At 65.1% G+C, this 23,049-nt stretch carries 24 protein-coding genes; 20 read left to right on the top strand and 4 right to left on the bottom strand.

Going from position 1 to position 23,049, the window contains the following annotated elements; genetic code table 11:
• Positions 1–10: 10 nt before the first annotated feature.
• The 8 genes from L288_RS33685 (at position 11) to L288_RS33650 (ending at position 7,618) form a co-directional block, all read left to right on the top strand.
• Positions 11–2,149, top strand: a complete 2,139-nt coding sequence (locus L288_RS33685) for an RNA degradosome polyphosphate kinase (RefSeq protein ID WP_021238642.1) — start codon at positions 11–13, stop codon at positions 2,147–2,149.
• A 3-nt stretch (positions 2,150–2,152) separates the two neighbouring features.
• Positions 2,153–3,667 carry a Ppx/GppA family phosphatase gene (locus tag L288_RS33680; RefSeq protein ID WP_030540142.1) on the top strand — a complete coding sequence of 505 codons (1,515 nt, stop codon included), beginning with the start codon at positions 2,153–2,155 and terminating at the stop codon, positions 3,665–3,667.
• 94 nt (positions 3,668–3,761) lie between these two features.
• On the top strand, positions 3,762–4,679 hold the full coding sequence (gene argB, locus L288_RS33675) for an acetylglutamate kinase (RefSeq protein WP_021238640.1): 918 nt from the start codon (positions 3,762–3,764) through the stop codon (positions 4,677–4,679).
• A gap of 130 nt (positions 4,680–4,809) precedes the next feature.
• Positions 4,810–5,100: a YggT family protein gene (locus L288_RS33670; protein WP_021238639.1), complete on the top strand. Its 291-nt coding sequence runs from the start codon at positions 4,810–4,812 to the stop codon at positions 5,098–5,100.
• A complete protein-coding gene (locus L288_RS33665) occupies positions 5,097–5,435 on the top strand; it encodes a DUF167 domain-containing protein (RefSeq protein ID WP_021238638.1) in 339 nt (112 codons plus the stop codon). Before L288_RS33670 ends, L288_RS33665 begins: the two co-directional genes overlap by 4 nt.
• Before the next feature lie 46 nt (positions 5,436–5,481).
• A complete protein-coding gene (gene folD, locus L288_RS33660) occupies positions 5,482–6,375 on the top strand; it encodes a bifunctional methylenetetrahydrofolate dehydrogenase/methenyltetrahydrofolate cyclohydrolase FolD (RefSeq protein WP_021238637.1) in 894 nt (297 codons plus the stop codon).
• Positions 6,372–7,004, top strand: a complete 633-nt coding sequence (locus tag L288_RS33655; RefSeq protein ID WP_021238636.1) for a Cif family virulence factor — start codon at positions 6,372–6,374, stop codon at positions 7,002–7,004. Before folD ends, L288_RS33655 begins: the two co-directional genes overlap by 4 nt.
• Positions 7,001–7,618, top strand: a complete 618-nt coding sequence (locus L288_RS33650) for a MarC family protein (RefSeq protein WP_021238635.1) — start codon at positions 7,001–7,003, stop codon at positions 7,616–7,618. Before L288_RS33655 ends, L288_RS33650 begins: the two co-directional genes overlap by 4 nt.
• Before the next feature lie 115 nt (positions 7,619–7,733).
• On the opposite strand, the gene L288_RS33645 is transcribed toward L288_RS33650, so the two are convergent.
• A complete protein-coding gene (locus tag L288_RS33645; protein WP_031304472.1) occupies positions 7,734–8,414 on the bottom strand; it encodes an OmpA family protein in 681 nt (226 codons plus the stop codon).
• 151 nt (positions 8,415–8,565) lie between these two features.
• Here L288_RS33645 and L288_RS33640 point away from each other — a divergent pair, with 151 nt between their 5' ends.
• A complete protein-coding gene (locus L288_RS33640; protein ID WP_021238633.1) occupies positions 8,566–9,882 on the top strand; it encodes a hemolysin family protein in 1,317 nt (438 codons plus the stop codon).
• A 286-nt stretch (positions 9,883–10,168) separates the two neighbouring features.
• Here L288_RS33640 and L288_RS33635 read toward each other — a convergent pair whose 3' ends face one another.
• On the bottom strand, positions 10,169–10,831 hold the full coding sequence (locus L288_RS33635; RefSeq protein WP_021238632.1) for a c-type cytochrome: 663 nt from the start codon (positions 10,829–10,831) through the stop codon (positions 10,169–10,171).
• A gap of 186 nt (positions 10,832–11,017) precedes the next feature.
• On the opposite strand from L288_RS33635, the gene L288_RS33630 reads away from it, so the two are divergent.
• The 7 genes from L288_RS33630 to L288_RS33600 all read left to right on the top strand — a co-directional run bounded on the left by L288_RS33630 (position 11,018) and on the right by L288_RS33600 (position 15,827).
• The gene (locus L288_RS33630) at positions 11,018–11,908 is read left to right on the top strand and encodes a prephenate dehydratase (RefSeq protein WP_021238631.1); all 891 of its coding nucleotides are present in this window, start codon (positions 11,018–11,020) and stop codon (positions 11,906–11,908) included.
• A gap of 51 nt (positions 11,909–11,959) precedes the next feature.
• Positions 11,960–12,688 (top strand): sterol desaturase family protein, encoded by a 729-nt coding sequence (locus L288_RS33625; RefSeq protein ID WP_021238630.1) that lies wholly within the window; start codon positions 11,960–11,962, stop codon positions 12,686–12,688.
• The gene (locus L288_RS33620; protein WP_021238629.1) at positions 12,685–13,116 is read left to right on the top strand and encodes a DUF2141 domain-containing protein; all 432 of its coding nucleotides are present in this window, start codon (positions 12,685–12,687) and stop codon (positions 13,114–13,116) included. The genes L288_RS33625 and L288_RS33620 overlap by 4 nt, the downstream gene beginning before the upstream one ends.
• 72 nt (positions 13,117–13,188) lie before the next feature.
• A complete protein-coding gene (locus L288_RS33615; RefSeq protein WP_021238628.1) occupies positions 13,189–14,031 on the top strand; it encodes a MipA/OmpV family protein in 843 nt (280 codons plus the stop codon).
• Positions 14,032–14,116: 85 nt separating this feature from the next.
• Positions 14,117–15,028, top strand: coding sequence for a tetratricopeptide repeat protein (locus L288_RS33610; RefSeq protein WP_031304470.1), 912 nt, complete (start codon positions 14,117–14,119; stop codon positions 15,026–15,028).
• Between the two features lie 11 nt (positions 15,029–15,039).
• Positions 15,040–15,651 (top strand): LON peptidase substrate-binding domain-containing protein, encoded by a 612-nt coding sequence (locus L288_RS33605; RefSeq protein WP_031304469.1) that lies wholly within the window; start codon positions 15,040–15,042, stop codon positions 15,649–15,651.
• The gene (locus L288_RS33600; RefSeq protein WP_021238625.1) at positions 15,648–15,827 is read left to right on the top strand and encodes a Trm112 family protein; all 180 of its coding nucleotides are present in this window, start codon (positions 15,648–15,650) and stop codon (positions 15,825–15,827) included. Before L288_RS33605 ends, L288_RS33600 begins: the two co-directional genes overlap by 4 nt.
• Before the next feature lie 101 nt (positions 15,828–15,928).
• On the opposite strand, the gene L288_RS33595 is transcribed toward L288_RS33600, so the two are convergent.
• Complete coding sequence (locus tag L288_RS33595; RefSeq protein ID WP_021238624.1) at positions 15,929–18,547, bottom strand: TonB-dependent receptor plug domain-containing protein; 2,619 nt, start codon at positions 18,545–18,547, stop codon at positions 15,929–15,931.
• Positions 18,548–18,839: 292 nt separating this feature from the next.
• On the bottom strand, positions 18,840–19,436 hold the full coding sequence (locus tag L288_RS33590; protein ID WP_021238623.1) for a TlpA family protein disulfide reductase: 597 nt from the start codon (positions 19,434–19,436) through the stop codon (positions 18,840–18,842).
• A 55-nt stretch (positions 19,437–19,491) separates the two neighbouring features.
• Here L288_RS33590 and argH point away from each other — a divergent pair, with 55 nt between their 5' ends.
• The 4 genes from argH to L288_RS33570 all read left to right on the top strand — a co-directional run.
• The gene (gene argH, locus L288_RS33585; protein ID WP_021238622.1) at positions 19,492–20,862 is read left to right on the top strand and encodes an argininosuccinate lyase; all 1,371 of its coding nucleotides are present in this window, start codon (positions 19,492–19,494) and stop codon (positions 20,860–20,862) included.
• Positions 20,859–21,122, top strand: a complete 264-nt coding sequence (locus L288_RS33580) for a hypothetical protein (protein WP_021238621.1) — start codon at positions 20,859–20,861, stop codon at positions 21,120–21,122. The genes argH and L288_RS33580 overlap by 4 nt, the downstream gene beginning before the upstream one ends.
• A 25-nt stretch (positions 21,123–21,147) precedes the next feature.
• Positions 21,148–22,413 carry a diaminopimelate decarboxylase gene (gene lysA / locus L288_RS33575; protein WP_021238620.1) on the top strand — a complete coding sequence of 422 codons (1,266 nt, stop codon included), beginning with the start codon at positions 21,148–21,150 and terminating at the stop codon, positions 22,411–22,413.
• Positions 22,413–23,049, top strand: a 637-nt coding sequence (locus tag L288_RS33570) for a precorrin-2 dehydrogenase/sirohydrochlorin ferrochelatase family protein (protein WP_021238619.1), incomplete at its 3' end; no start/stop codon positions are given. The genes lysA and L288_RS33570, both read left to right, overlap by 1 nt.

The following is a 23,049-nucleotide window of genomic DNA, read 5'->3' as shown; positions in this document are numbered from 1 at the left end:
AGAGAGAAACGTGGCCGAAGCTGATCCCTCCGCCAGCATCACCCTGCCGGGCGACCGCTATTTCAACCGGGAACTGTCCTGGCTTGCGTTCAACCAGCGGGTGCTGGAGGAAGCGATGAACCGCGCCCATCCGCTGTTGGAAAGGTTGCGCTTCCTGTCCATCTCCGGCGCCAATCTGGACGAATTTTTCAGCGTCCGCGTCGCCGGGCTCAAGGGGCAGCAGTTGCAGGATGTCGACATGCGCTCCGCCGATGGGCTGACCCCGGCGCAGCAGCTCGCCGCCATCGCCGACGAAACCATACGCCTGATGGGCGCGCAGCAAAAGGTCTGGGCGGCGCTGCACGGCGAACTGACGCAGGTCGGGATCGAGGTGATCGGTCCGGGCAGCGAAATGGACGATGCGAGCGAAAGCTGGCTGCGCGAACATTTCCTGACGCAGATCTTCCCCATCCTGACGCCGCAGGCGCTGGACCCGGCGCATCCCTTCCCCTTCATTCCCAATCAGGGCCTGTCCATCGTCTTCGACCTGGAACGGCTGTCGGACAAGCAGCCGATCCGCGAACTGGTGATGATCCCTTCCTCGCTTGCGCGTTTCGTTCGCATGCCCGGCGAACACGCGCGCTACATTGCGCTGGAGGCGGTGATCCGCCGCTTTTCCGCCGACCTCTTTCCCGGTTACCGCGTGCGCAACAGCGGCGTGTTCCGCATCATCCGCGACAGCGACATCGAGATCGAGGAAGAGGCGGAGGATCTGGTCCGCTATTTTCGCAGCGCCATCAAGCGCCGCCGCCGCGGCCGCGTGATCCGTATGGAGATAGAGGAGCGCATTCCCGAACCGGTCGAGGAAATGTTGCAGGACATGCTCCAGGGCCATGAAGCCATGATCGCGGAAGTCGAAGGCTTCGTCGGCATCGGCGACCTGTCCGGCGTGGTCGATGAGGATCGCCCCGACCTGAAGTTCGAACCCTTCGCCCCGCGCTTCCCTGAACGCATCCGCGAATATGGGGGGGACTGCTTCGCCGCGATCCGGGCGAAGGACATCGTCGTCCACCATCCCTATGAAGCCTTCGACGTTGTCGTGTCCTTCCTGAAACAGGCGGCGTCCGACCCGGATGTGGTGGCGATCAAGCAGACGCTCTACCGCGCGGGCAAGCAGTCGGCGATCATCCGAGCGCTTATCGACGCGGCGGAGGCGGGAAAGTCGGTGACGGCGGTGGTCGAACTCAAGGCACGGTTCGACGAGGAGCAGAATCTGATGTGGGCCGACGCGCTGGAACGCGCGGGCGTGCAGGTGGTCTACGGCTTCATCGACTGGAAGACCCATGCCAAGGTGTCGATGGTCGTCCGGCGCGAGGCGGAGGCGTTCCGCACCTACTGCCATTTCGGCACCGGCAACTATCATCCGGTGACCGCGCGGATTTACACCGACCTCAGCTTCTTCACCGCCGATCCCGCCTATGGCCGCGATGCCGCCGCGCTGTTCAACTATATCACCGGCTATGTGGAGCCCCAGAGACTTGAGAAACTGGTGATGAGCCCGCGCGACCTTCGCAATCATCTGTGCCAGCTGATCGATGCGGAGATAGAGCATGTCCGGGCGGGCCGCCCCGGCACTATCTGGGCCAAGATGAACTCGCTGGTCGACCCGGCGATCATCGAAAAGCTCTATGCGGCGAGCAATGCGGGGGTTCAGATCGATCTTATCGTGCGCGGCATATGCTGCCTGCGGCCGGGTGTTCCGGGCATGTCCGAAAATATCCGGGTGAAATCGGTGGTCGGCCGTTTCCTGGAACATAGCCGCATCACCGTCTTCGGCAATGGCAAGGCGTTGCCCAACAACGGCGCGAAGGTGTTCATCAGTTCGGCCGACTGGATGCCGCGCAATTTCGACCGCCGCGTCGAATTTCTGGCGCCGGTGGAAAACCCGACCGTCCACGATCAGATATTGGACCAGGTGATGGTCGCCAACCTGATCGACACGGAACAAAGCTGGGAACTGGATAGCGACGGCCATTATGAGCGCGTCGTGTCGAGCGACCGGCCGTTCAACCTGCACCGCTATTTCATGACCAACCCTTCCCTGTCCGGGCGCGGCGCATCGCTGGACAGCGGCGCCGTGCCGACGCTCAGGCTGCGCGGGCGAGCCTGACGCATGAGTTCGATGCTGAGCCATGTGCGGGCGATCGCCGACACGATGGTCACCTCGCCCGCCCATGCCAAGGCGCGCACGGCGATCATCGATATCGGGTCGAACAGCGTCCGCCTGGTCGTTTATGACGGGCCGCGCCGCATCCCCTTCATCCTCTTCAATGAAAAGGTGATGGCGGGGCTTGGCGCCTCGCTCGGGCGGACGGGGCAGATCGAGCCCGAAGCGATGGAGCGGGGGCTGCGCGCCATCGGCCGCTTCGCCCATCTATGCCGCGACATGGATGTGCGCGACGTGCGCTGCGTCGCCACCGCAGCCGTGCGCGATGCCGCCAACGGGCAGGAATTCATCCGCCGCGCCAAGGCCATGGGCCTGGATGTCGAACTGCTGTCGGGCGCGCAGGAGGCGATCGCCGCGGGCTATGGCGTGCTGTCGGGCATACCGGCGGCGGACGGCATCGTCGGCGACCTGGGCGGCGGCAGTCTGGAGCTGGCGCGGGTGAAGGACGGGGCCGTGCATGAGACCGTGTCCCTGCCGCTGGGCGTGCTGCGCCTGCCGCAGATTCGCGCCAAGGGGCCGGGCGCGCTGGAACGCTGCGTCAAGAAGATGCTGGCAAAGGCCGATCCGGTCATCGAAACCGGCCTGCCATTCTACCTCGTCGGCGGGTCATGGCGCGCGCTTGCCCGCTTCGACATGCAGTTGACCAACTTCCCGCTGCCCGTGGTCCATCAATATGCGATGACGGCCAGCCGGGCGGAGCAGCTGACCCGCATCGTGTCCCATGTCGGGCGGGCGCGGTTGAAGGACATTCCCGCCATCACGGGATCGCGCGTTCCAACCTTGCCTGATGCCGCCGCTTTGCTTTCGGTGGTCGTGCGGCAGCTCAAGTCGAGCGAGTTGATCGTGTCCGCCTACGGCCTGCGCGAGGGGCTGCTGTTCGAGGATTTGCCGCCCGATATCCGCGCCCACGACCCGCTGCTCGTCGCGGCCGAGGCCGAAGGGGAGGCGCAGGGCCGTTTCGCGGGACATGGCGACATGATCGACCGCTGGATCGCGCCCCTCTTTCTGGACGATGACGGCGCATGGCGGCGCATCCGCCGCGCGGCCTGCCTGCTGGCCGATGTGGGCTGGCGCGCCAACCCGGATTTCCGCGCCGAACGCGGGGTGGAAATCGCTCTCCATAGCAATTGGGTCGGCATCACGGCGGCGGAACGGGCCATGCTGGCGCAGGCGCTGCACAGCAATTTCGGCGGCGGAGCGGCGGTTCCGGCGGCGATCGAGGGGCTGGCTTCCCCCGCCGCGTTGAAGCGCGCCGCGCTCTGGGGCCTTGCGATCCGGCTGGGGCAGCGGCTGTCGGGCGGCGCCGAAGGGCCGCTGCTTGCCTCCAGGCTGGAACTGGTTGCGGATACGCTGGAACTCCGGCTGCGCGGGGCTGATGCGGACCTGTTCGGCGAGGCGGTCGAGCGGCGGCAGCGGACCCTGGCGCAAGCCATGGGCGTCAAATATCGCATCGCCTGGTGAAGATTTCGCGCGCGGAAGCGCAAAGAAATTCCAGCGGGGATAGAGAATGCCAGCTCCGCCCCTGCAAAACTTGCCCCTGCCCCCATAAGGGCTTATGCGCGCGCGCATGAATGATAAGCACGCCCCCGATCCCGCGCTCCTCGCGAAGGCCGAAACACTGGTCGAGGCGCTGCCTTACATGCAGCGATATGCGGGCCAGACCTTCGTCGTCAAATATGGCGGCCACGCGATGGGCGACCCGGAAGCGGCGCGCAACTTCGCCGAGGATGTGGTGCTGATGAAGGCGGTCGGCATCAATGTCGTCGTCGTTCATGGCGGCGGTCCGCAGATCGGCGCGATGCTCAAGAAGCTGGGCGTCGAATCGCGCTTCGTGAACGGCCTGCGCGTCACCGACCGGGAAACCGCGCAGATCGCCGAAATGGTGCTGGCCGGGTCCATCAACAAGGAAATCGTGAGCTGGATTTCCGGCGCTGGCGGCAAGGCCGTGGGCATTTCAGGCAAGGATGGCGGCCTGGTCCTTTGCGAGAAGGTGGGCGGCAGCCGCGCGCCCGATCCCAATTCGGGGATCGAGCGCAATGTGGACCTGGGCTTTGTCGGCGATCCGGTGAAGGTCGACCGCAGCATCCTCGACACGCTGTCGGCCAGCGGCATCATTCCCGTCGTCGCGCCGGTGGGCATCGGCGCGGACGGCGAAACCTATAATGTCAACGCCGATACGATGGCGGGCGCGATCGCCGCGGAACTGCGGGCCTCGCGCTTCTTCCTGCTGACCGATGTGGCGGGCGTGCTCGACAAGCAGGGGCAGTTGCTGACCGATCTTGACCCGGCGGCGATCAAGCTGTTGCAAGAGGACGGCACGATCAGCGGAGGCATGATCCCGAAGCTGGAAACCTGCGTGAAGGCCGTGGAGGGCGGGGTGGACGCCGCCGTCATCCTCGATGGCCGGGTTCCGCATGCGATGCTGCTGGAAATCTTCACCAGGCGCGGCGCTGGCACGCTGGTGCGACGGTAAACCGGCGAAGGACAGGAGCGCGCTGCTCAATTTGAGCGCCCTCTTCCGTAACCAACGAAAAGCGCAAGCTGCCTTCTTGTCGCAGGGTCCCTGCCTCGGCTAAAGCACCGGCAACCAAATCGGAGACCGCATGGCCTACGCGCTCTATCAGATCATCGTCATCCTGCTCGATGTGCTATGGTGGATCATCATCATTCAGGCGATCATGAGCTGGCTGATCGCCTTCAACGTCATCAACACTTCCAGCGATCTCGTCCGCACCGTGATCATCGCGCTCGATCGAATGACGGCGCCCATCTACAATCCCATACGCCGCGTCATGCCTGATCTTGGCGCGCTCGACCTGTCGCCCATGGTCGTGCTTCTCGCCATCCTGATCATCCGCCAGGCCGTCCTGCCGCCGCTTTTCGGACTGGTGTGAGTGTCTGGAGCAGGGACGGGGGCGACCTGATCCTGGCCATCCGCCTGACGCCCGGCGCGACGCGGGAAGAGGTGGGCGGCCGGTGGACAGATGAAAAGGGGGCGGAGTGGCTGTCCGCCCGCGTCCGCGCTGTCCCGGAAAAGGGCAAGGCCAATGCCGCGCTCATCGCCCTGCTGGCAAAGCGGCTGGATTGGCCCCGCAGCGCGATTTTTCTGGAATCAGGCGACACCAACCGGCTAAAGCGGCTTCGAATTAAGGGAGGCGGCGACGCGTTGGCGCTAGAGCATTTCCAGGTCAGATGGCATCATCTGACGGATGGCGGAATGCGGCAATGACGGCGTCGCGGCTCTCCACCATCATCAAGGAGCGGGTTGAGGCAGTATGACCATCGGCAAGATCATCGACGGCAAAGCTTTCGCCGCAGGGCTGCGTGGCCGTGTCGCGGAAGGCGTGGCGCGCTTCGTCAAGCAGACCGGACGCAAGCCGGGGCTTGCCGTGGTGCTGGTGGGCGAGGACCCGGCCAGCGCCGTCTATGTCCGCAACAAGGGCAAGATGACGGTCGAGGCGGGCATGGAAAGCCTGGAGTTCAAGCTGCCCGCCAGCATCGGCGAGGAAGAGTTGCTGGACCTGGTCGAGGAACTGAACGCCGACGAAAGGGTCGACGGCATCCTGGTGCAGTTGCCTCTGCCCGATCACATCGACGAAGCGTCGGTGATCGCCGCGATCGATCCGGCCAAGGATGTGGACGGGTTCCATGTCGTCAATTCCGGGCGGCTGGCGACGGGGCAGGAGGCGCTGGTGCCCTGCACGCCGCTGGGCTGCATCATGCTGCTGAAGGATGAGCTTGGCGACCTGACCGGCATGGAAGCGGTGGTCGTCGGCCGGTCCAACATCGTGGGCAAGCCGATGGCGCAGTTGCTCCTCGCTGAAAACTGCACCGTTACCATCGCGCACAGCCGCACCCGCGACCTGGCGTCGGTCGTCCACCGCGCCGATATCGTGGTCGCCGCCGTCGGCCGTGCGGAGATGGTGAAGGGCGAATGGATCAAGCCGGGCGCGACCGTGATCGATGTCGGCATCAATCGCGTAACCGATACCGAAGACGGCAAGGCTCGGATCGTCGGCGATGTCGCCACTGCCGAAGCGCTGGCCCATGTCCGGGCGATCACGCCGGTGCCGGGCGGCGTCGGGCCGATGACCATCGCTGTCCTGCTCCGCAACACGCTTGTCGCCGCCCATGCCCGCGCCGGGCTCGCCAAGCCGGAGGAGCTGTGAGGGCAGGGCGCGCCGCTCTGCTGGCGGTGGGGCTACTTTCGCTCACCGCCGCGCGGCCGCCCATGCGCTACCAGCCCGATCCGAGTTCGGTGTTCGCCGCTGAACTCGCCTTCAACCGGCTCGCGCGCGAAAAGGGCCAGTGGACTGCCTTCCGCGAAACCGCGGCCGAAGACGCCATAATGTTCGTGCCGCAGCGCGTGCTCGCCAAACAATGGTTGAAGGGCCGCGCCGATCCGCCCCGGCCCGCCGCATGGACGCCGTCCACCATCTATGTGTCCTGCGATGGCACCCTTGCCGCTTCGACGGGCAACTGGACCCAGCCGGACGGAACAACGGGCTATTTCACCACATTGTGGCGGCGGGACAAGAAGGGCCAGTGGAAATGGATCGCCGCTCATGAGGACAGGTTGGCCGCGCCGCGCATGACATCGGATTTTCTGATGGGCAAGGTGGCAAGCTGCAAGCCTCGGCAGCGAGGTGCGCAGGGTATACCGCCGCCTGCCGACGACAGCCTGACCTGGAGTGCGGACGCCGCCGCTGACGGCAGCCGCCGGGTCACCGTGCGCATGTGGAACGGCAGCGGCTATGACATGGTGATCGACGACCGCGTGGCGGCACCCGGCCAATGACGGAGCTGTTCATCTCCGCCTTCGTGACCCTGTTCGTGGTCATCGATCCGCCCGGTTGCGCGCCGATCTACGCCAGCCTGACCACCGGCGCGTCCGCTGCGCAGCGCCGCGCCATGGCGATCCGCGCCGTCGCCATTGCGACCGCCATCCTCCTGGTCTTCGCGCTGTGGGGCAAGCAGTTGCTGGGGCTGCTGGGCATTGCGCTGGACAGCTTCCGCATCGCTGGCGGCATCATGCTGTTCATCATCGCGATGGACATGGTGTTCGAAAAGCGTACCCAAAGGCGTGAGGACCGGGCGCACAAGATCGCCGAAACGCCGGAGGTGGAGGATGTGTCGGTCTTCCCCATGGCGATGCCGATGATCGCCGGCCCCGGCTCCATCGCGACGGTGATGCTGCTCATGTCCCGCGCCGAGGGGCTTGGCGAGCGGCTGATCGTGATGGGCGCGGTGCTTTCGACATTGGCGCTGATGCTGGCGTCGCTGCTCGCGGCCGGGCCGCTCATGGCGCTGCTGGGCACTAAGATCGAGGCGGTGATCACCCGTCTGCTAGGCGTGCTGCTCGCCGCCCTTGCCGCCCAGTTCGTGATCGACGGCCTGAACGCGAGCTTCTGAAACCTCCGTTCCCCCTGAGCGAGGTCGAAGGGCTCCACCGGACGCAGTGAGGTGTCCTCGCCTCCGCTCAGCCGGACAGGGGGCGGAACCGGCGAGCCCCGGTCCCGCCAATCCCTTACGACCTGACGTCGCTTTCCGTAACCGGCGCGATCTTGATTTCCACGCGGCGGTTGCTCGCCTTGCCCTCTTCGGTGGCGTTCGACGCGATCGGCTGGGTTTCGCCAAAGCCGCGCGTCGCGATGCGCGCTGACTGGACGCCATGGGTAGTCAGATAATCCGCCACCGACTGGGCGCGCCGTTCCGAAAGGGCCTGGTTATAGGCGTCCGTGCCATCGCTGTCGGTGTGGCCGTACACGTCGATATAGGTTTTGGGATATTGCGCCAGCACCGACGCCACATCGTTCAGCGTCGGCTGGAACTGCGGCTGCACGGCGGCGCTGTCATAGCTGAAGGTGATGCCCGAAGGCATGCGCAGGACCAGATTGTCGCCGTCGCGGATCACGTCTACGCCACTGCCCGCCGTTTCCTCGCGCAATTTGCGTTCCTGTGCGTCCATATAAGCGCCGATGCCCGCGCCAGCGACCGCGCCGATGCCCGCGCCCAGGATTTTTTCCGTCCGGTCGCGACGCCCGCCGACCAGGTCGCCCAGCAGATATCCGCCCAGCGCGCCGCCTATGCCGCCGATCGCCGCTTTCGATATCTGGCGCTGGCCCGTATTCGGGTCGGTGGTGCAGGCAGCGGTCCCCAACATTGCCACCAGCCCCGCTGCCCCCATGATGCGATGAGAAATCCTCATTCTTTCCATTCCCTTATAGACTTGCGCCGAAAGACGCGGCTGGGTTCCCAATCGTCCAGAAGGCTGATTGTTCCACGACCGAACTGAACGGCGGATGAGGGGGTGGTTGTGAAACTGCAAGAAACAGGGTTATAGGGCGTAGCTGACCGCCATGGCCATGATCCCCCCACATGCTCCCACGCCCTTTCCCTGGGCCGACCTTGTCATCATCCTTGCGCTGGTGGCGTTGAACGGCGTCTTCGCCATGTCCGAACTGGCGATCGTATCCGCGCGGCGGCCGCGCTTGCAGGCGATGGAGAAGGCCGGTCGCCGCGGCGCGCGTACCGCTCTGGAGCTTGGCAGTGATCCCGGCAAATTCCTGTCCACGGTGCAGATCGGCATCACGCTGATCGGCATCGTCGCGGGCGCTTATTCCGGGGCGAGTCTTGGCGGGCCTGTCGGGGAACGGCTGCAAGGCTTGGGCCTCAGCCCCAACATGGCGGAAAATCTGGGTTTCGCGCTGGTGATCGGCCTCACCACCTACGCGTCGCTGATCATCGGCGAATTGGTGCCCAAGCAGTTCGCCCTGCGCGCGCCCGAGTCCATCGCCGTGCTCGTCGCCACGCCGATGCTGTGGCTGGCGAAGATCACCGCGCCCATCGTCTGGGTGCTGGACGGATCGAGCGCGCTGATCTTCCGCCTGTTGCGGCTGAACCGCGAATCGGATCAGCAGGTGACGGCCGAGGAGTTGCACCTGATCGTTGCCGAAGCCAGCCGGTCTGGCGTGATCGAGGAAAGCGAGCGAGCGATCATCTCTGGCGTGGTCCGGCTGGCTGACCGCCCGGTGCGGGAGATCATGACGCCGCGCATGGATGTGGACTGGATCGACGTTCAGGCCGATGAGGACACGATCCGCGCCCGCCTGCTGCAAACGCCGCATACGAGGCTGCCGGTAGGGCGGGGCACGGTCGAGGATATCATCGGCGTCGTGCAGGCGCGCGACATCATGACGGCGCTGTTCCGGGGCGAAGTGCTGAACCTGGAAGCGCTGATGCGCCGGGTGGAAGTGGTGCCCGATCAGGTCGACGCCATGGACGCGCTGGAAGTGCTGCGCCGCGCCGATGTGCCGATGGTCATGGTGCATGACGAATATGGCCATTTCGAAGGGATCGCGACCCCGGCCGACCTGCTGTCGGCCATTGCCGGTCATTTCGTGTCCGACCGCGACCTGCATGAGGAACCGGACGTTGTCGAACGCGAAGACGGCAGCCTGCTGGTTTCCGGGCAGATGCCGGTAGACCTGCTGGCGGAGCGTATCGGGCTCGAACTGCCCGATGACCGCGATTACGCCACTGTTGCGGGACATGCGCTTTGGCTGCTCAAGCGCCTGCCCGAAGTCGGCGACTTCGTGGACGATCAGGGCTGGCGGTTCGAGATTGTGGACATGGACGGGCGCAAGATCGACAAGCTGCTCGTGGCGGAGCGTTGATGGGCGCGCGCGTTTGGCTCGCGGCTCAGTTTATCGAGGAAGAAAAACCCGCTTAGGTTTCGCTCTGCCCCTGCTAATGAGAAATGGCGCGTGAGAGGTAACTCTGACGGAGGAACTGTCTCCTGCCTCCGCAACAGCATGTCGCTTCCATTGGCCCTTGATCCACAAGTTGAGAGCGAACGAAGCAGCTGGTGGAGGGAAATGCCCCAAGGATCAACAAAAAGCATCAGGCGCGGCAACAGGTGCCGCGCCTGACAAAACTCAACCCCGGAAAACTACCGCCCGATTACTTTCCGGTCGCCGGTGCGGCCGGGCCGCCAGCAGGGGCTGCATTGGCGGGCGCCTGGCCCTCCACGCTTGCCGCCGCATTGGTGGCATTCGCGGCGGCTTCGCCCGGCGTGGCGCTCGCGTCGGCCGGAGCGGCGTCGGCGGCGGGCAGGGGCAGGTTCGACCCCTGCGTGTTCATCCATGCGATCAGGTTCGCGCGATCCGCCGGATTGCCAAGGCCCGCAAAGGTCATCTTGGTGCCGGGCGCGAATTCACGCGGGCTTTCCAGCCAATGGTCCAGATTTTCGAAGGTCCAGGTGCCGCCCTTGCTCTTGAGCGCGTCTGAGAAGGCGAAGCCCGCCTTGCCCTTGCCGATTTCCTCGCCGACCGTGGCGTACAGATTGGGGCCGATGCCGTTCGCGCCACCCTGATTGATGGTATGGCAAGCCGCGCATTTCGCGAAGACCTTCTCGCCCGCCGCAATATCGGCGCTGGCGAGCAGCGTGTTGAGGCCGGGCCCCGCAGCGCCGCCTTCACCCTCTGCTTCCACGCCTTCGATGGCGTAGCCCATTTTTTCGGGCCGTTCGGCATGATAGAATTTCGAGCTCACGATGCCGCCACCCAGCGCAATGATCCCCGCGAACAACGCCCAGCCTGCAACGGTGTTGAAACGATCGCCCATTCGCTCGGATTCCCTTGACTTTCTGTTCTGGCGGCTTGGATTCCGCGCCCCCTTTAGCGCGCTGCCATAATGGCGCAAGTGCGAACGCGCAAGCCGGGTTGAAGCGGCGGGCGCCCGCTTTTGGCCTTGCAGCGCCTCTCCCACGCTTGCGCGCGCGCGCAGGAGTGCCTAAGCGCGCTCGCGTCCATGGAAAACTATCCCGCCCCCGCCCGCGTCATCGTCGCGGAAATGGCCGCGAAGGCCGCGCTCGATCCCGCCCGTGCCGTCGCCTATCAGGGCGCGCCGGGCGCGAACTCTCATCTTGCCGCCTTGGGCTATGCGCCCGATTGCGTGCCGCTGCCCTGCTTTGCGTTTGAGGATGCGATCGATGCGGTGCGGTCCGGACAGGCGGCCCGGGCGGTTATCCCCATCGAAAACAGCCTGCACGGCCGCGTTGCCGACATGCATTTCCTGCTGCCCGAATCGGGATTGCACATCATCGACGAATATTTCCTGCGCATCCGCCACTGCCTGATGGCGGTGGACGACACGCCGGTAAAGAGCGCGATCAGCCATCCGCAGGCGCTGGGCCAGTGCCGCCACTATCTGCGCGAACGGGGTATCCAGCCGGTCGCCTATGCCGATACGGCGGGCGCGGCCGCGCTGGTGGCCGAAGCGCGCAAGCCGGGGGAGGGCGCCATCGCCCCCTATCTGGCGGCTGAACTATACGGCCTTCGCCTCGTCGCGGAGAATATCGAGGATAGCGACGACAATATGACCCGCTTCCTGGTGCTGGCGCGCGAACCGGCCATGCCCCAGCCCGGCATCGGCCCGGTCATGACGACATTCCTGTTCGAGGTGAAGAACGTCCCTGCCGCGCTCTACAAGGCGATGGGCGGCTTCGCGACCAACGGCGTCAACATGACCAAGCTGGAAAGCTATCAGCGGGGCGCAAGCTTCGCGGCGACCGAGTTCTTCTGCGATATCGAGGGGATGCCGGGCGACCCGGCGGTCGACCGCGCGCTCGCTGAACTGGAATTCCACAGCAAATGGGTCCGCATCCTGGGCAGCTACCGTCAGGCGCGCCCGCGCACCTAGGCTCGCGCGCATCCGCCTTCCGCAATCGGGAAAGCGTGGCTATAGGGGGGCATGGCCGCGGCTCTGATCCCGTCCGCTCTGTTGATGAGCGCTATCGTCGCTGTTCGCTACCTTCTTTCCAGCGGCGGTTTCGCGCTGGCGACCCGCGTCCGCAAGCCGGGCCTCTACAGTGGCCTGCGGCGTCAGATCGGCCGGGAAATCGGCTGGTCGATGGTGGCGGCGCTGATCTACGGCGTGCCCGCTGGCGTGGTCGCTTGGGGCTGGCAGGCGCATGGATGGACCCGCATCTATAGCGATGTCCATGCCTTCCCGCTCTGGTATCTGCCGCTTTCGGTGCTGCTCTATCTTGCCGCGCACGATAGCTGGTTCTACTGGACTCATCGCTGGATGCACCAGCCGCGCCTGTTCCGTATCGCCCACGCCGTCCACCATGCCAGCCGCCCGCCCACGGCCTGGGCGGCGATGAGCTTCCATCCCTGGGAAGCGTTCACCGGCGCGATCGTCATCCCGCTGCTGGTCTTCCTCATCCCCATCCATGTCGCGGCGCTGGGGCTGGTGCTGACGATCATGACCGTGATGGGCGTGTCCAATCATATGGGCTGGGAAATGTTTCCGCGCTTCATGGTGCATGGCTGGGCGGGAAAGTGGCTGATCACCGCCAGCCATCATCAGCGCCATCACGATCTCTACACATGCAATTACGGCCTGTATTTCCGTGTCTGGGACCGGCTTTGCGGCACCGACAAAGGGCTGGGCAGCTTCAAGGGGGAGAAGGTTTGAAGGTTCGGCTTGCCGTCGTCACGGGCCTGTTGCTTGCCGCCGCAGCGCCAGCGGATCAGCCCCAGCCGCTCAGCCTCAGCCTGCAAGGCCTGCGTTCGGCCAAGGGGCAGGTCCTCGTCTGCATCACGCGTCAGGCGCGCTATTTCCCCGATTGCAGCGACGATCCGGAGCGGCGGCACATGACGGTCCCGGCGACGGAGCAGGCGACCTTCCTCGGCTCGCTTCCGCCGGGCGAATATGGCCTTGCGGTCATTCACGACGAAAATGGCAATGGAAAGCTCGACACGTTCGCGGGCATTCCGCGCGAAGGCGTGGGATTTTCCCGTAATCCGCCTATCCGCTTTGGCGCGCCCAGCTTCCGGTCGGCCTTGTTCCCGGTATCCGGCAGCGCGGTGCGGCAGGAGGTGAAGGTCAAATATTTCCTCTGACCCATGTTAACCGGAACTGTGTTGGCATCGAAACATTTTAGCGTTCAGCTTATCAGGGAAACAGGGGACTTCATGAACCATCGTCATTTTCTTGCCGCCGCGTCGTGCCTGGCGGCCGCCGCCATGACCGTACCGGCGCTCGCGCAGGAGGACAGCAACTCGCTTACGGTCGGCATCGGCGCGGCAGTGATCCCCAGCTATGAAGGATCGGACGATTATCGCGTCATCCCGATTCCCCAGTTGCGCGGCAAGGTCAGCGACTTCGCCTTCTGGACGCGCGGCCCCGGCCTCTATTTCGATGCGATCCCGAATACGGACCCCAACGGCCTCGACTTTCAGCTTGGGCCGGTGGTGACCGCCCGATTCGACCGGTCGGGCCTCAAGAATATCAAGGACGACGCCGTGCGCGCCCTTGGCAAACGCGACGTCGCGATCGAGGTGGGCGGCTTCGCGGGGATCGGCAAGACTGGCGTCTTCACCAGCGCCTATGACAATCTGTCGGTGCGCGTCGCCGTGACGAAGGATGTGGCGGGCGCGCATAAGAGCTATGTCGTGACCCCGGCGATCGAATATTTCACGCCGCTTTCGACCCGCAGCTTCGTCGGTTTGGGCGTGTCAGCCGACTATGTCGGCAAGCGCTACGGCCGCTATTATTACGACATCGACGCGGCGGATGCGCTTGCTTCGGGTCTTCCCGCTTATTCCGATGCGGGCAACAGCGCCGGGTTCAAGCGGGTGGGCGTCAACCTGACGGGCGGCGTGTCGCTGTCGGGCGATCTGCGCAAGGGCTGGGCGCTTTTCGCGCTGGGCGGCTATGCGCGGATGCTGGGCGATTATGGCGACTCGCCGGTGGTCAGCATCGCGGGCTCGCGCAACCAGTGGGCGGGCGCGGTCGGGATCGGCTACACCTTCTGATCGCTCCCTTGTGCCGGAAGGGTGACGCCCCACATATTGCGATGTATGGAGGCGGCACCCAACCGCATTGGCAGGAGACAGAAACGTGGCGACCCTAGGAATGAGCGACACCGATAAGGCAGCGGTGGAGGCGTTCCGCCGCGACGTTGTGGAACCTTCCCGCACCAGCCTGGTCATCGTCGATTTCTGGGCGGAATGGTGCGGCCCCTGCAAGCAGCTGACGCCCGTCATCGAAAAGGTCTGCGCCGGTTATGCGTCCAAGGGCGTGAAGCTGGTCAAAATCAACGTCGATGAGAATAAGTTCATCGCCGCCCAGTTCCGCGTCCAGTCGATCCCGACCGTCTACGCCGTTTTTCAGGGTCAGCCGGTCGCCGACCTCAGCCAGGCGCGGACCGAAGGGCAACTGAAGCAATATCTCGACCAGTTGCTTGCCCAGCTTCCCGTCGCCTCGGACGAAAAGGCGCAGCTTGAGGAGATCGCGCCGCTGATCGCCATGGGCGAGGAGCTTCTGGCGGGCGGCGAGCATGAGCGCGCCTTGTCGGTATTCCAGCAGATCGCGCAGATGGTCCCGGACAATGCCGATGTTGCATCGGGCGAGGCGCGGGCGCTGGTCGCGCTCGCCCGGCTGGATGAGGCCGAGGCGGTTCTGGCGGCGCTCCCGGCTGATGTGGCGAAGGATCAGGCGATAGATCGCGCCCGCGCCGCCATCGCCCTGGCCCGCGATGCCAAGCCCGTGGCCGACCTGACCGGCGTGGAGGCGCGCGTCGCCGCTGACCCGGACGATCAGGAGGCGCGGTTCGAACTGGCGGGCGGGTTGATGGCCAATGGCGATCGCGACCGGGCGGCCGAGGAATATCTAGAGATGATCCGCCGCGATCGTGGCTGGAACGACGGTGCGGCGCGCGCGCAATTGCTCAAGCTGTTCGAGGCGACGGGTCTGGAAGACCCATGGGTCGCGGCGCAGCGGCGGAAATTGTCCCAGATCCTCTTTTCCTGACGGCTGCGGCGGTGAACCGCGCCCGCGTTTCCATATTCCCGCTGGCGGGGGCCTTGCTCCTGCCGGGCATGGAACTGCCGCTCCACATTTTCGAGCCGCGCTACCGGGCGCTCATCCATGACGCGATGGCGCGCGACCGGCGCATCGGCATGATCCAGCCGCGCGGTGACGGGCCAAGGCCTGCACTGTTCGATATGGGCTGCCTTGGCCATATCAGCCATATCGAGGCGCTGGAGGATGGCCGGTTCAACATCGTCCTCAAGGGCCTTGCGCGGTTCCGCGTCATCCGCGAACTGGATGTCGCCACCGCCTTCCGCCAGATCGAAGCGGATGTGGAGCAGGCGCCGGAGGACGAGGTGCTGGCGGCGGTGGAGCGCGCCGCGATCGAGCAGGAATCGCGCCGCTTCGCCGAAGCGCTTGGTTATGTGGTGGACTGGACCGCCGTATCGCGGCTGGACGATATGTCGCTGGTCAACGGCATAGCGCAGGTCGCGCCGTTCGACCCTGCGGCCAAGCAGACGCTGCTGGAGGCGGACAGCCTGCGCGAGCGTTCGGAACGCATCATCCAGTTGATGCAGATCGTCGGCCGCATCGAACGCGATGGCGGAGCGACGATGCAATGAGCCGGGCACTTGATCCCGCGCTGTTGGCGAAGCTGGTGTGTCCGGTCACGCGGACGCCCTTACGGTGGGACCCGGAGCGGTCGGAACTCATCTCCGACGCGGCGGGTCTTGCCTTTCCCGTGCGCGATGGCGTTCCTGTTCTGGTGGTGCGCGAGGCGAGGGAACTGTCAGACTAAAATCCTCCGTACCAATAGAGAGAGAGGATTTAGTCCGGGAACCAATAGAAAAGGCCAGCTTCGTTTCCGAAGCCGGCCTCCTCCGCGACCCGATAGGCTTTTTAGAATTTGAACTCCAGGCGAGCATAGTAATAGCCGCCCGACGTTCCGTAAGGGCCATGGCCGTAGTAGCTGTTATAGCTGCCCGAACCGTTGATGTAGGGAGAAACGCCCGCTCCCACAGGGACATCGTCTCCCAGCAGCTTGGGGATTTCGGGGCGCTTGTCGAACAGGTTGTTGGCGCCGATCGCGAAGGTCACATGATCGGTAAAGTCATAGCTCGCCTCCAGATCGGTGATCGCCGTCGCCTTCACAACGCCGTTGAAGTAGAGCTGGCTTGCACCGCCTGCACCGTCCCCGATCAGGAAACCGCCGTCGGGTAGCGCGCCAGCGACCGTGCGCGCGTTGAAGGCGGGCCGCACCAGGACGCTGGTCTTGCCGTAGAAGGTTTCGCGCAGGTTGAGCGTGAACCTGCCGCTCTTGAACAGGGCGTTGGCTACGACCTTGTAGTCCGGGTTGGACCGTTCGATGTTGCTTTCCGACGCGGCGTTGAAGATCGGATAGCCGACCTTGTTGTCCGTGATCTTCGTCTTGTTATAGTTGGCGGTCAGCGACAGGTTCAGCGTTCCGAAGTCCAGCGCCACCGGATAGCTTGCGGAAAAGTCGATGCCCCAGGTCCGCGTGTCGATGCCGTTGGTGAAGCTGGACACGCCGATGGTGCCGTCGGTGAACAATGCGCTGTCGAGCACGATGCCAGCCGCGCTCAGGGCGTTCAGAATGTCCGCGCCACCCGCCTGCGGCACGCCGTTCAGCACGGCGTTGCGCGCCGCCGTCCCGGTGATGCGGTCCTTGATCTTGATAAGATAGCCATCAACCGTGACCGCCAGCTTGGGCACCGGCCGCAGCACGATACCGGCGGAGAAATTCTTCGACTTTTCCGCCTTCAACGATCCGAATCCCAGCAGTGCGGCAGCCGGGGTGCCTGCGGGAAGCTGCGCTATGGCGCTGGTCGGGCCCACATTGATGGTCGAATATTTCTGTTCGGCGAGGGTGGGAGCGCGGAAGCCGGTGCTGGCCGTGCCCCGGATGGCGATGGCGGGCGAGAAGTCGTAGCGCGTCGTCACCTTCCAGATCGCGGTATCGCCAAAATCCGTATAATCTTCATAGCGTCCGGCAAGATCGACGCTCCAGCCATCCACCGGCTCGCCGATCAGGTTGGCGTAGACCGCCTTAGAACTGCGCTGGAAATCGCCTGCGTCGGACGCCTTGTAGCCGGGGAAGGACTGGACGCCGGTCTTGTAGGTCGAAACGGCGTCGCCCTGAAGGATTTCATATTCGTCCTTCCGGTACTCACCGCCGAACGCGAAGGTCAGCGGAGAAGCCATGCCGGCATCGAATTCTTTGCGGATGTCGGTCGTAATGGTCGTCTGCGCCAGCTTGAACCCGCCGTCATAGGCGCTGCTGGGCGTGATCGCACGGGCGACGCCGCCTGCGGCAAAGCTTTCCTGCCACAATTCGCGATGCGCTGACTGTTCGGTGTAGATGCTGTCCTTCTGCGCGCCATAGGTGCCGCTGATGTCATAGTTCCAGCCGCCGCCGAACTCGCCCTTGGCGCCCACGGTGAAGCTATATTCGTCCTCGACGACATGCTGCAACGGAACCATGCCATAGATGCCGGTGTCGCTGTAGCAGATGCTGGGATCGTAGGGCGCCGGGGTCACGCTGCCGCCCAGATTGCCCGCTTCGTAGCAGATGCGCTTGGGATGGCGGTAGCCCTGCTTGGCCCAGCCTTCGCGGCGGGCATAGTCGCCGAAGCTGTACAGTTCGACGCCGCCGAAATCATAGCCCATATTGTAGAAGCCGAGCGTCAGCTTCGTGCGGGGCTGGCCGCCATTGATCCCCGACAGGGCGTCGCCGGTCAGGTTCGACCATTGGGCCGGGGCGTTGGGTTGCAGCGATCCGTCGCGTTGCGTCACCTGCACCTGGCCTTCGCCCACGGTCGTATAGTCCTGCCGCCTGTGGAACAGGGTCAGGTTGAAGAAGCCGTCCTCGCCCAGCTTGAAGCCCATATTGCCGGATGCGGAGAAAAGCTCGCCCTCGCTGTCATAATGCTGGCCGCCGGTGATCTTGAAGGTGCCGCCTTCGTCCTGGTCCTTGAGGATGAAGTTGATGACGCCCGCGATCGCATCGGTGCCGTAGACGGCCGCCGCGCCTTCCTGAAACACTTCGACGCGCGCCACGGAGTCCGGCGGGATCAGGTCGATGCTGGGCGCGGCCGAGCCCTGGAACGCGCCGGAAATCACCTGAAGGATGCCGTTGCCGTGGCGGCGCTTGCCGTTGACCAGCACCAGCGTGTGATTGGGGCTAAGGCCGCGCAGCCGGGCGGAAAGAGAGAAGCTGGAAAGGTCGGTGCCCTGCGTCTGCGCGGTGAAGCTGGGGACGAGCTGCGTCAGCACCTGGTTGAGGTTGGGCTGGCCGACATGGCTGATCGCCTCTTCGCTCAGCACCTGGATCGGCGCGGCGCTTTCGGCGGCCTGCATGCCGGTGGCGCGGGTGCCGGTGACGATGATGGCCGATCCCTCGTCGGCCTGCGGTGCTTGCGTCGCCTCCTGTGCAACCGCGCAAGCGGACCAGGAGGAAGCCAGAACAAGAGAAAGTCGAACTGCGGATAATCGTTTCATCTATTGCCCCCTGCTTATGCGTTATCGTGCAGTGGGGGAAACGGAGATGGTCTGAAAAACCGCTATTGCGCCGCACAATTTTTCAGATTTATGAAGTTGTTTCCATAGATTTACTATCGATCTCGCCAAAGGATATTTTAGCTTGTGCGTGCTCTGCAATTGAGAAGCGCGCAACATGCCTGCGCACTTTGCATGCGCCGAAAATAGCGGGTTTCCGGCGCTTGTTCGTTTTGGCGATGCCTTACGTTTAAACACAAGTTCAGCATGACGGAGCAGGGGCGAGTAGATTCCGTCAGGACTCCAGCGCCGCCGCGATCAGATCCCGGCCTTCCTTGCTGTTCCAGTCCAGCGCGCCGACGACCCGCGCCATTTCCTTGCCCTGCCGGTCGTACAGCACGCTGGTCGGCAGCATGCCGGTGGCGAAGTGGAAGCCGAACTGGTTTTCGGGATCGGTCCAGCCTTGCAGGTTCGGCAGCTTATGCTTGGCGAAGAAGGGCTTGACCACGCTTTCGCCCTGGCTGTCCTGCGATATGGTCAGCACGGCCAGACCGTCCTTCTTATAAGCCTTGGCCAGGCTGTCGAGCGTCGGCATTTCAGCGACGCAAGGCGCGCACCATGTCGCCCACAGGTTCACCAGCACTGGCTTGCCCGCGAAATCCTGCAACGCCGCGTCCTTGCCGTCCGGCCCGGTGAAGGAAAAATCCGGGGCGGCGGCGCCCGCCTTCGAACGGTCGATCGTATAGCTGAACACGCCCTTCGCGCTTTGCGAAGCGCCCGTCGCCTCGCCGCTTGCCGCCGGGATTTGCGCGCTGCTATTGGCTTGACCTTGCCCAGGAGGCGGCGATTGCCTATCGCACGCGCCAAGGCCAGCCAGCAGGAGCAGTGTCATTACGCAGGGCAAAGTTGATCGGGACGGGGAAGTTCGCAACGAAGGCTCCAACAGCATGTGGGGCGGACGCTTCGCAGCGGGCCCGGCTTCGGTCATGCGCGAGATAAATGCCTCCATCCCGTTCGACAAGCGATTGTGGAAGCAGGACGTCGCCGGATCGAAGGCGCATGTCGCGATGCTGGCGAAACAGGGCATCGTCAGCGGTGAGGACGCGCAGGCGATAACCGCCGGACTGGACAGGATCGCGGCCGAATATGAAGCCAATGGCGTGCCCGTGAACCTGGACCTGGAAGATATCCACATGGTCACGGAATCGCGCCTCGCCGAACTGATCGGCCCGGCGGCAGGAAGGCTGCACACCGCCCGGTCGCGCAATGACCAGGTGGCGACCGACTTCCGCCTTTGGGTGCGCGACGCGATCGACGAGGTAGAGGCGGGGCTCGATGCGCTCCAGCAGGCGCTGCTTGCCCGCGCGGAGGAGCATGCCGATGCCGTCATGCCCGGTTTCACCCACCTTCAATCCGCGCAGCCCGTGACGCTGGGCCATCACCTGATGGCCTATCATGAGATGGTCCGCCGCGACCGCAGCCGCTTCGCCGATGCGCGCACGCGGCTGAACGAATGCCCGCTGGGCGCGGCCGCGCTCGCCGGAACCGGCTTTCCGATCGACCGCCACGCGACGGCGGCGGCGCTGGGCTTCGCCAAGCCGACCGACAACAGCCTCGACAGCGTGTCCGACCGTGACTTCGCGCTCGACTATCTGATGGCGGCCACCCAGTGCAGCCTGCACCTTTCGCGCCTGGCCGAGGAGTTCATCATCTGGGCGAGCCAGCCCTTCGGCTTCGTCAAGCTGCCTGACGCCTATTCGACCGGCAGTTCGATCATGCCGCAGAAGCGCAATCCCGATGCCGCCGAGCTGGTGCGCGGCCATGCCGGGCGCATCATGGGCTGCATGAACGCGCTGTGCGTCACGATGAAGGGCCTGCCGCTCGCTTATTCGAAGGACATGCAGGACGACAAGCCGCCGGTGTTCGAGGCGCATGATCTGCTGGGCCTCAGCATCGCCGCGATGACCGGCATGATCGAGACGGTGACGTTCCGCACCGATCGCATGCGTGGCCTTGCGGAAAGCGGCTTCGCCACCGCCACCGACCTTGCCGACTGGCTGGTGCGCGAAGCCAATGTGCCCTTCCGCGAGGCGCATCACATCACCGGCCGCGCGGTGGCGGCGGCGGAGAGCGCGGGCACGCCGCTGGCCGACCTGCCGATCGAAACGCTGAAAGCCATTGACGCCCGGATTGATGAGCGCATCTATGCGGTGCTGACGGTCGATGCATCGGTCGCCAGCCGGAAAAGCCATGGTGGCACCGCGCCCGATCAGGTGCGGGCGCGCATCGCGCAGGCTCGAAAGGACAGGCAGGCATGAGGACCGGCATCCTCCTTCGCGGCATAGGCTTCGCCATGCTGCCGCTCGCCTTGGCGGCATGTGGCGGGCGTCAGCCGCTGAAGCCTATTGAGGGGCAGAAGATGCCTGCCGTGCCGGTGGGCGCCGCCGCAGCGCCGACCGCGCAGGAACTGATGACGCCTTCCATCCAGGCGCGGCCCGAACGCACCGTCGACCTGCTGACCAATTCACGCGTCCGGGAGGATGATCCCTTCGATCTGCCGCCCGAAAGCCAGCCCTGACCAGACCCGCTAGGACAAGAGAGCCTTGGACCATTTCGATTATGTGAACGGCGCCATGCATGTGGAGCAGGTGCCGATGACGGAGATTGCGGAGGCCGTCGGCACGCCCGTCTATATCTATTCCACCGCCACGCTCACCCGCCATGTCGGCGTGTTCCGCGAAGCCTTGTCGCGCCTTGCCGATCCGCTGATCGCTTTCGCGGTCAAGGCGAATCCCAATGGCGCGGTGCTGGCGACGCTGGCAAAGCTGGGACTCGGCGCGGACGTGGTGTCGGGCGGCGAGTTGCTGCGTGCCATCGCTGCGGGCATTCCGGCCAGCCGCATCGTCTTTTCCGGCGTCGGCAAGACGGCCGGGGAGATGCGTCTGGCGCTGGAACATGGCATCTACCAGTTCAACCTGGAAAGCGAGCCGGAAGCGGAGATGCTGTCCGAAGTCGCGCTGTCCATGGGCAGACAAGCTCCCGTCGCCTATCGCATCAACCCGGATGTCGATGCAGGCACCCATGCCAAGATTTCGACCGGCAAGTCGGAGAACAAGTTCGGCATTCCCTATGACCGCGCGCTGGAAAGCTATGCCGCCGCGCGCGATCTGCCGGGCCTCGACGTGCAGGGGGTCGCTGTCCATATCGGCAGCCAGCTCACGGACCTTGCGCCGCTGGAGGCCGCCTTCGTCAAGGTCGGCGCGCTCATCGGTCAGTTGCGCGCTGCGGGGCATGACATCCGCACCGCCGACCTGGGCGGCGGCCTTGGCGTGCCTTATGATCCCTCGCTTCCCATTCCGCCGCTTCCCGCCGCCTATGGGGAGATGGTGACGCGCGTGACCAGCGGCTGGAATGTCCGCCTGATGTTCGAACCGGGGCGAGTCATCGTCGGCAATGCGGGCGCGCTGCTGTCCCGCGTGGTGCGCGTGAAGCAGGGCGCGCAGGCTCCCTTCGTCATCGTCGACGCGGCGATGAACGACCTGATGCGCCCCAGCCTTTACGACGCATGGCACGACATCCGCGCCGTCAACCCGGTCGGGAAACGCGCGACCGCCAATGTGGTGGGGCCGGTCTGCGAAACCGGCGACACCTTCGCCATGCACCGCGACATGGACGTGGTGCAGGCGGGCGATCTGGTCGCCTTCATGACGGCGGGCGCCTATGGCGCGACCATGGCGGGCACCTATAACAGCCGTCCGCTGACGCCGGAGGTGCTGGTTTCGGGCGGCAAATGGGCGGTCGTTCGCGCCCGCCCGCCGATCGAGGCGCTGATCGAGGCGGACAAGATCCCCGACTGGGTGCGCGACTGATGCACAGCCTGCCCGTCTTCCTGACGTTGAAGGGCAGGCCCGTCATCCTGACCGGGGCAGGGGAGGCGGCGGACGCCAAGCGCCGCCTGCTCGAACGCGCGGGTGCCCGCATCGTGGCGGAGGAGGATGAGGCCGCGATCGCCATCGTCGCCGACGGGGACGAGGCGACGGCCGTCCGGCTCCGCGCGCGCGGCGTGCTGGTGAATGCGACTGACCGGCCGGACCTGTGCGACTTCACCCTGCCCGCGATCGTCGACCGGGCGCCCGTGCTGATCGCCATCGGCACCGGCGGCGCGTCTGCTGGCCTTGCCAAGGCGCTGCGCCAGCGGTTCGAGGCGCTGTTGCCGCAACGGCTGGGCGCGCTCGCCACGGCCCTTTACGGCATGCGATCGGCCATAAGGGCGCGCTGGCCGGATGCAGCCGCGCGCCGCCGCGCCATTGACGCGGGCCTCAGCCCCGGCGGCGTGATCGACCCGTTCAGCGATAATGCGGCGGACGCCCTGCCGCTTTGGCTGGAGGGGCAGGGCGATATCGCCGCCTCCCGCTTCGTTCCCATCCGCCTCTTGTCCGGCGACCCTGATGACCTCACGCTGCGCGCCGCCCGTTTGCTGGGTGAGGCCGACCGCGTCTATCATC

The sequence above is a fragment of the Sphingobium quisquiliarum P25 genome, from assembly GCF_000445065.1.
GTDB lineage: Bacteria > Pseudomonadota > Alphaproteobacteria > Sphingomonadales > Sphingomonadaceae > Sphingobium > Sphingobium quisquiliarum.
This window is presented reverse-complemented; position numbering and strand designations above follow the sequence as displayed.

Excerpts from the sequence above, each read along its gene's own strand:
- L288_RS33680 (WP_030540142.1), top strand. The coding sequence starts at position 2,153 with ATGAGTTCGATGCTGAGCCATGTGCGGGCGATCGCCGACACGATGGTC.
- argB (WP_021238640.1), top strand. The coding sequence starts at position 3,762 with ATGCGCGCGCGCATGAATGATAAGCACGCCCCCGATCCCGCGCTCCTC.
- L288_RS33670 (WP_021238639.1), top strand. The coding sequence starts at position 4,810 with ATGGCCTACGCGCTCTATCAGATCATCGTCATCCTGCTCGATGTGCTA.
- folD (WP_021238637.1), top strand. The coding sequence starts at position 5,482 with ATGACCATCGGCAAGATCATCGACGGCAAAGCTTTCGCCGCAGGGCTG.
- L288_RS33650 (WP_021238635.1), top strand. The coding sequence starts at position 7,001 with ATGACGGAGCTGTTCATCTCCGCCTTCGTGACCCTGTTCGTGGTCATC.
- L288_RS33645 (WP_031304472.1), bottom strand. The coding sequence starts at position 8,414 with ATGAGGATTTCTCATCGCATCATGGGGGCAGCGGGGCTGGTGGCAATG.
- L288_RS33640 (WP_021238633.1), top strand. The coding sequence starts at position 8,566 with ATGGCCATGATCCCCCCACATGCTCCCACGCCCTTTCCCTGGGCCGAC.
- L288_RS33635 (WP_021238632.1), bottom strand. The coding sequence starts at position 10,831 with ATGGGCGATCGTTTCAACACCGTTGCAGGCTGGGCGTTGTTCGCGGGG.
- L288_RS33630 (WP_021238631.1), top strand. The coding sequence starts at position 11,018 with ATGGAAAACTATCCCGCCCCCGCCCGCGTCATCGTCGCGGAAATGGCC.
- L288_RS33625 (WP_021238630.1), top strand. The coding sequence starts at position 11,960 with ATGGCCGCGGCTCTGATCCCGTCCGCTCTGTTGATGAGCGCTATCGTC.
- L288_RS33615 (WP_021238628.1), top strand. The coding sequence starts at position 13,189 with ATGAACCATCGTCATTTTCTTGCCGCCGCGTCGTGCCTGGCGGCCGCC.
- L288_RS33600 (WP_021238625.1), top strand. The coding sequence starts at position 15,648 with ATGAGCCGGGCACTTGATCCCGCGCTGTTGGCGAAGCTGGTGTGTCCG.
- L288_RS33595 (WP_021238624.1), bottom strand. The coding sequence starts at position 18,547 with ATGAAACGATTATCCGCAGTTCGACTTTCTCTTGTTCTGGCTTCCTCC.
- L288_RS33590 (WP_021238623.1), bottom strand. The coding sequence starts at position 19,436 with ATGACACTGCTCCTGCTGGCTGGCCTTGGCGCGTGCGATAGGCAATCG.
- argH (WP_021238622.1), top strand. The coding sequence starts at position 19,492 with ATGTGGGGCGGACGCTTCGCAGCGGGCCCGGCTTCGGTCATGCGCGAG.
- L288_RS33580 (WP_021238621.1), top strand. The coding sequence starts at position 20,859 with ATGAGGACCGGCATCCTCCTTCGCGGCATAGGCTTCGCCATGCTGCCG.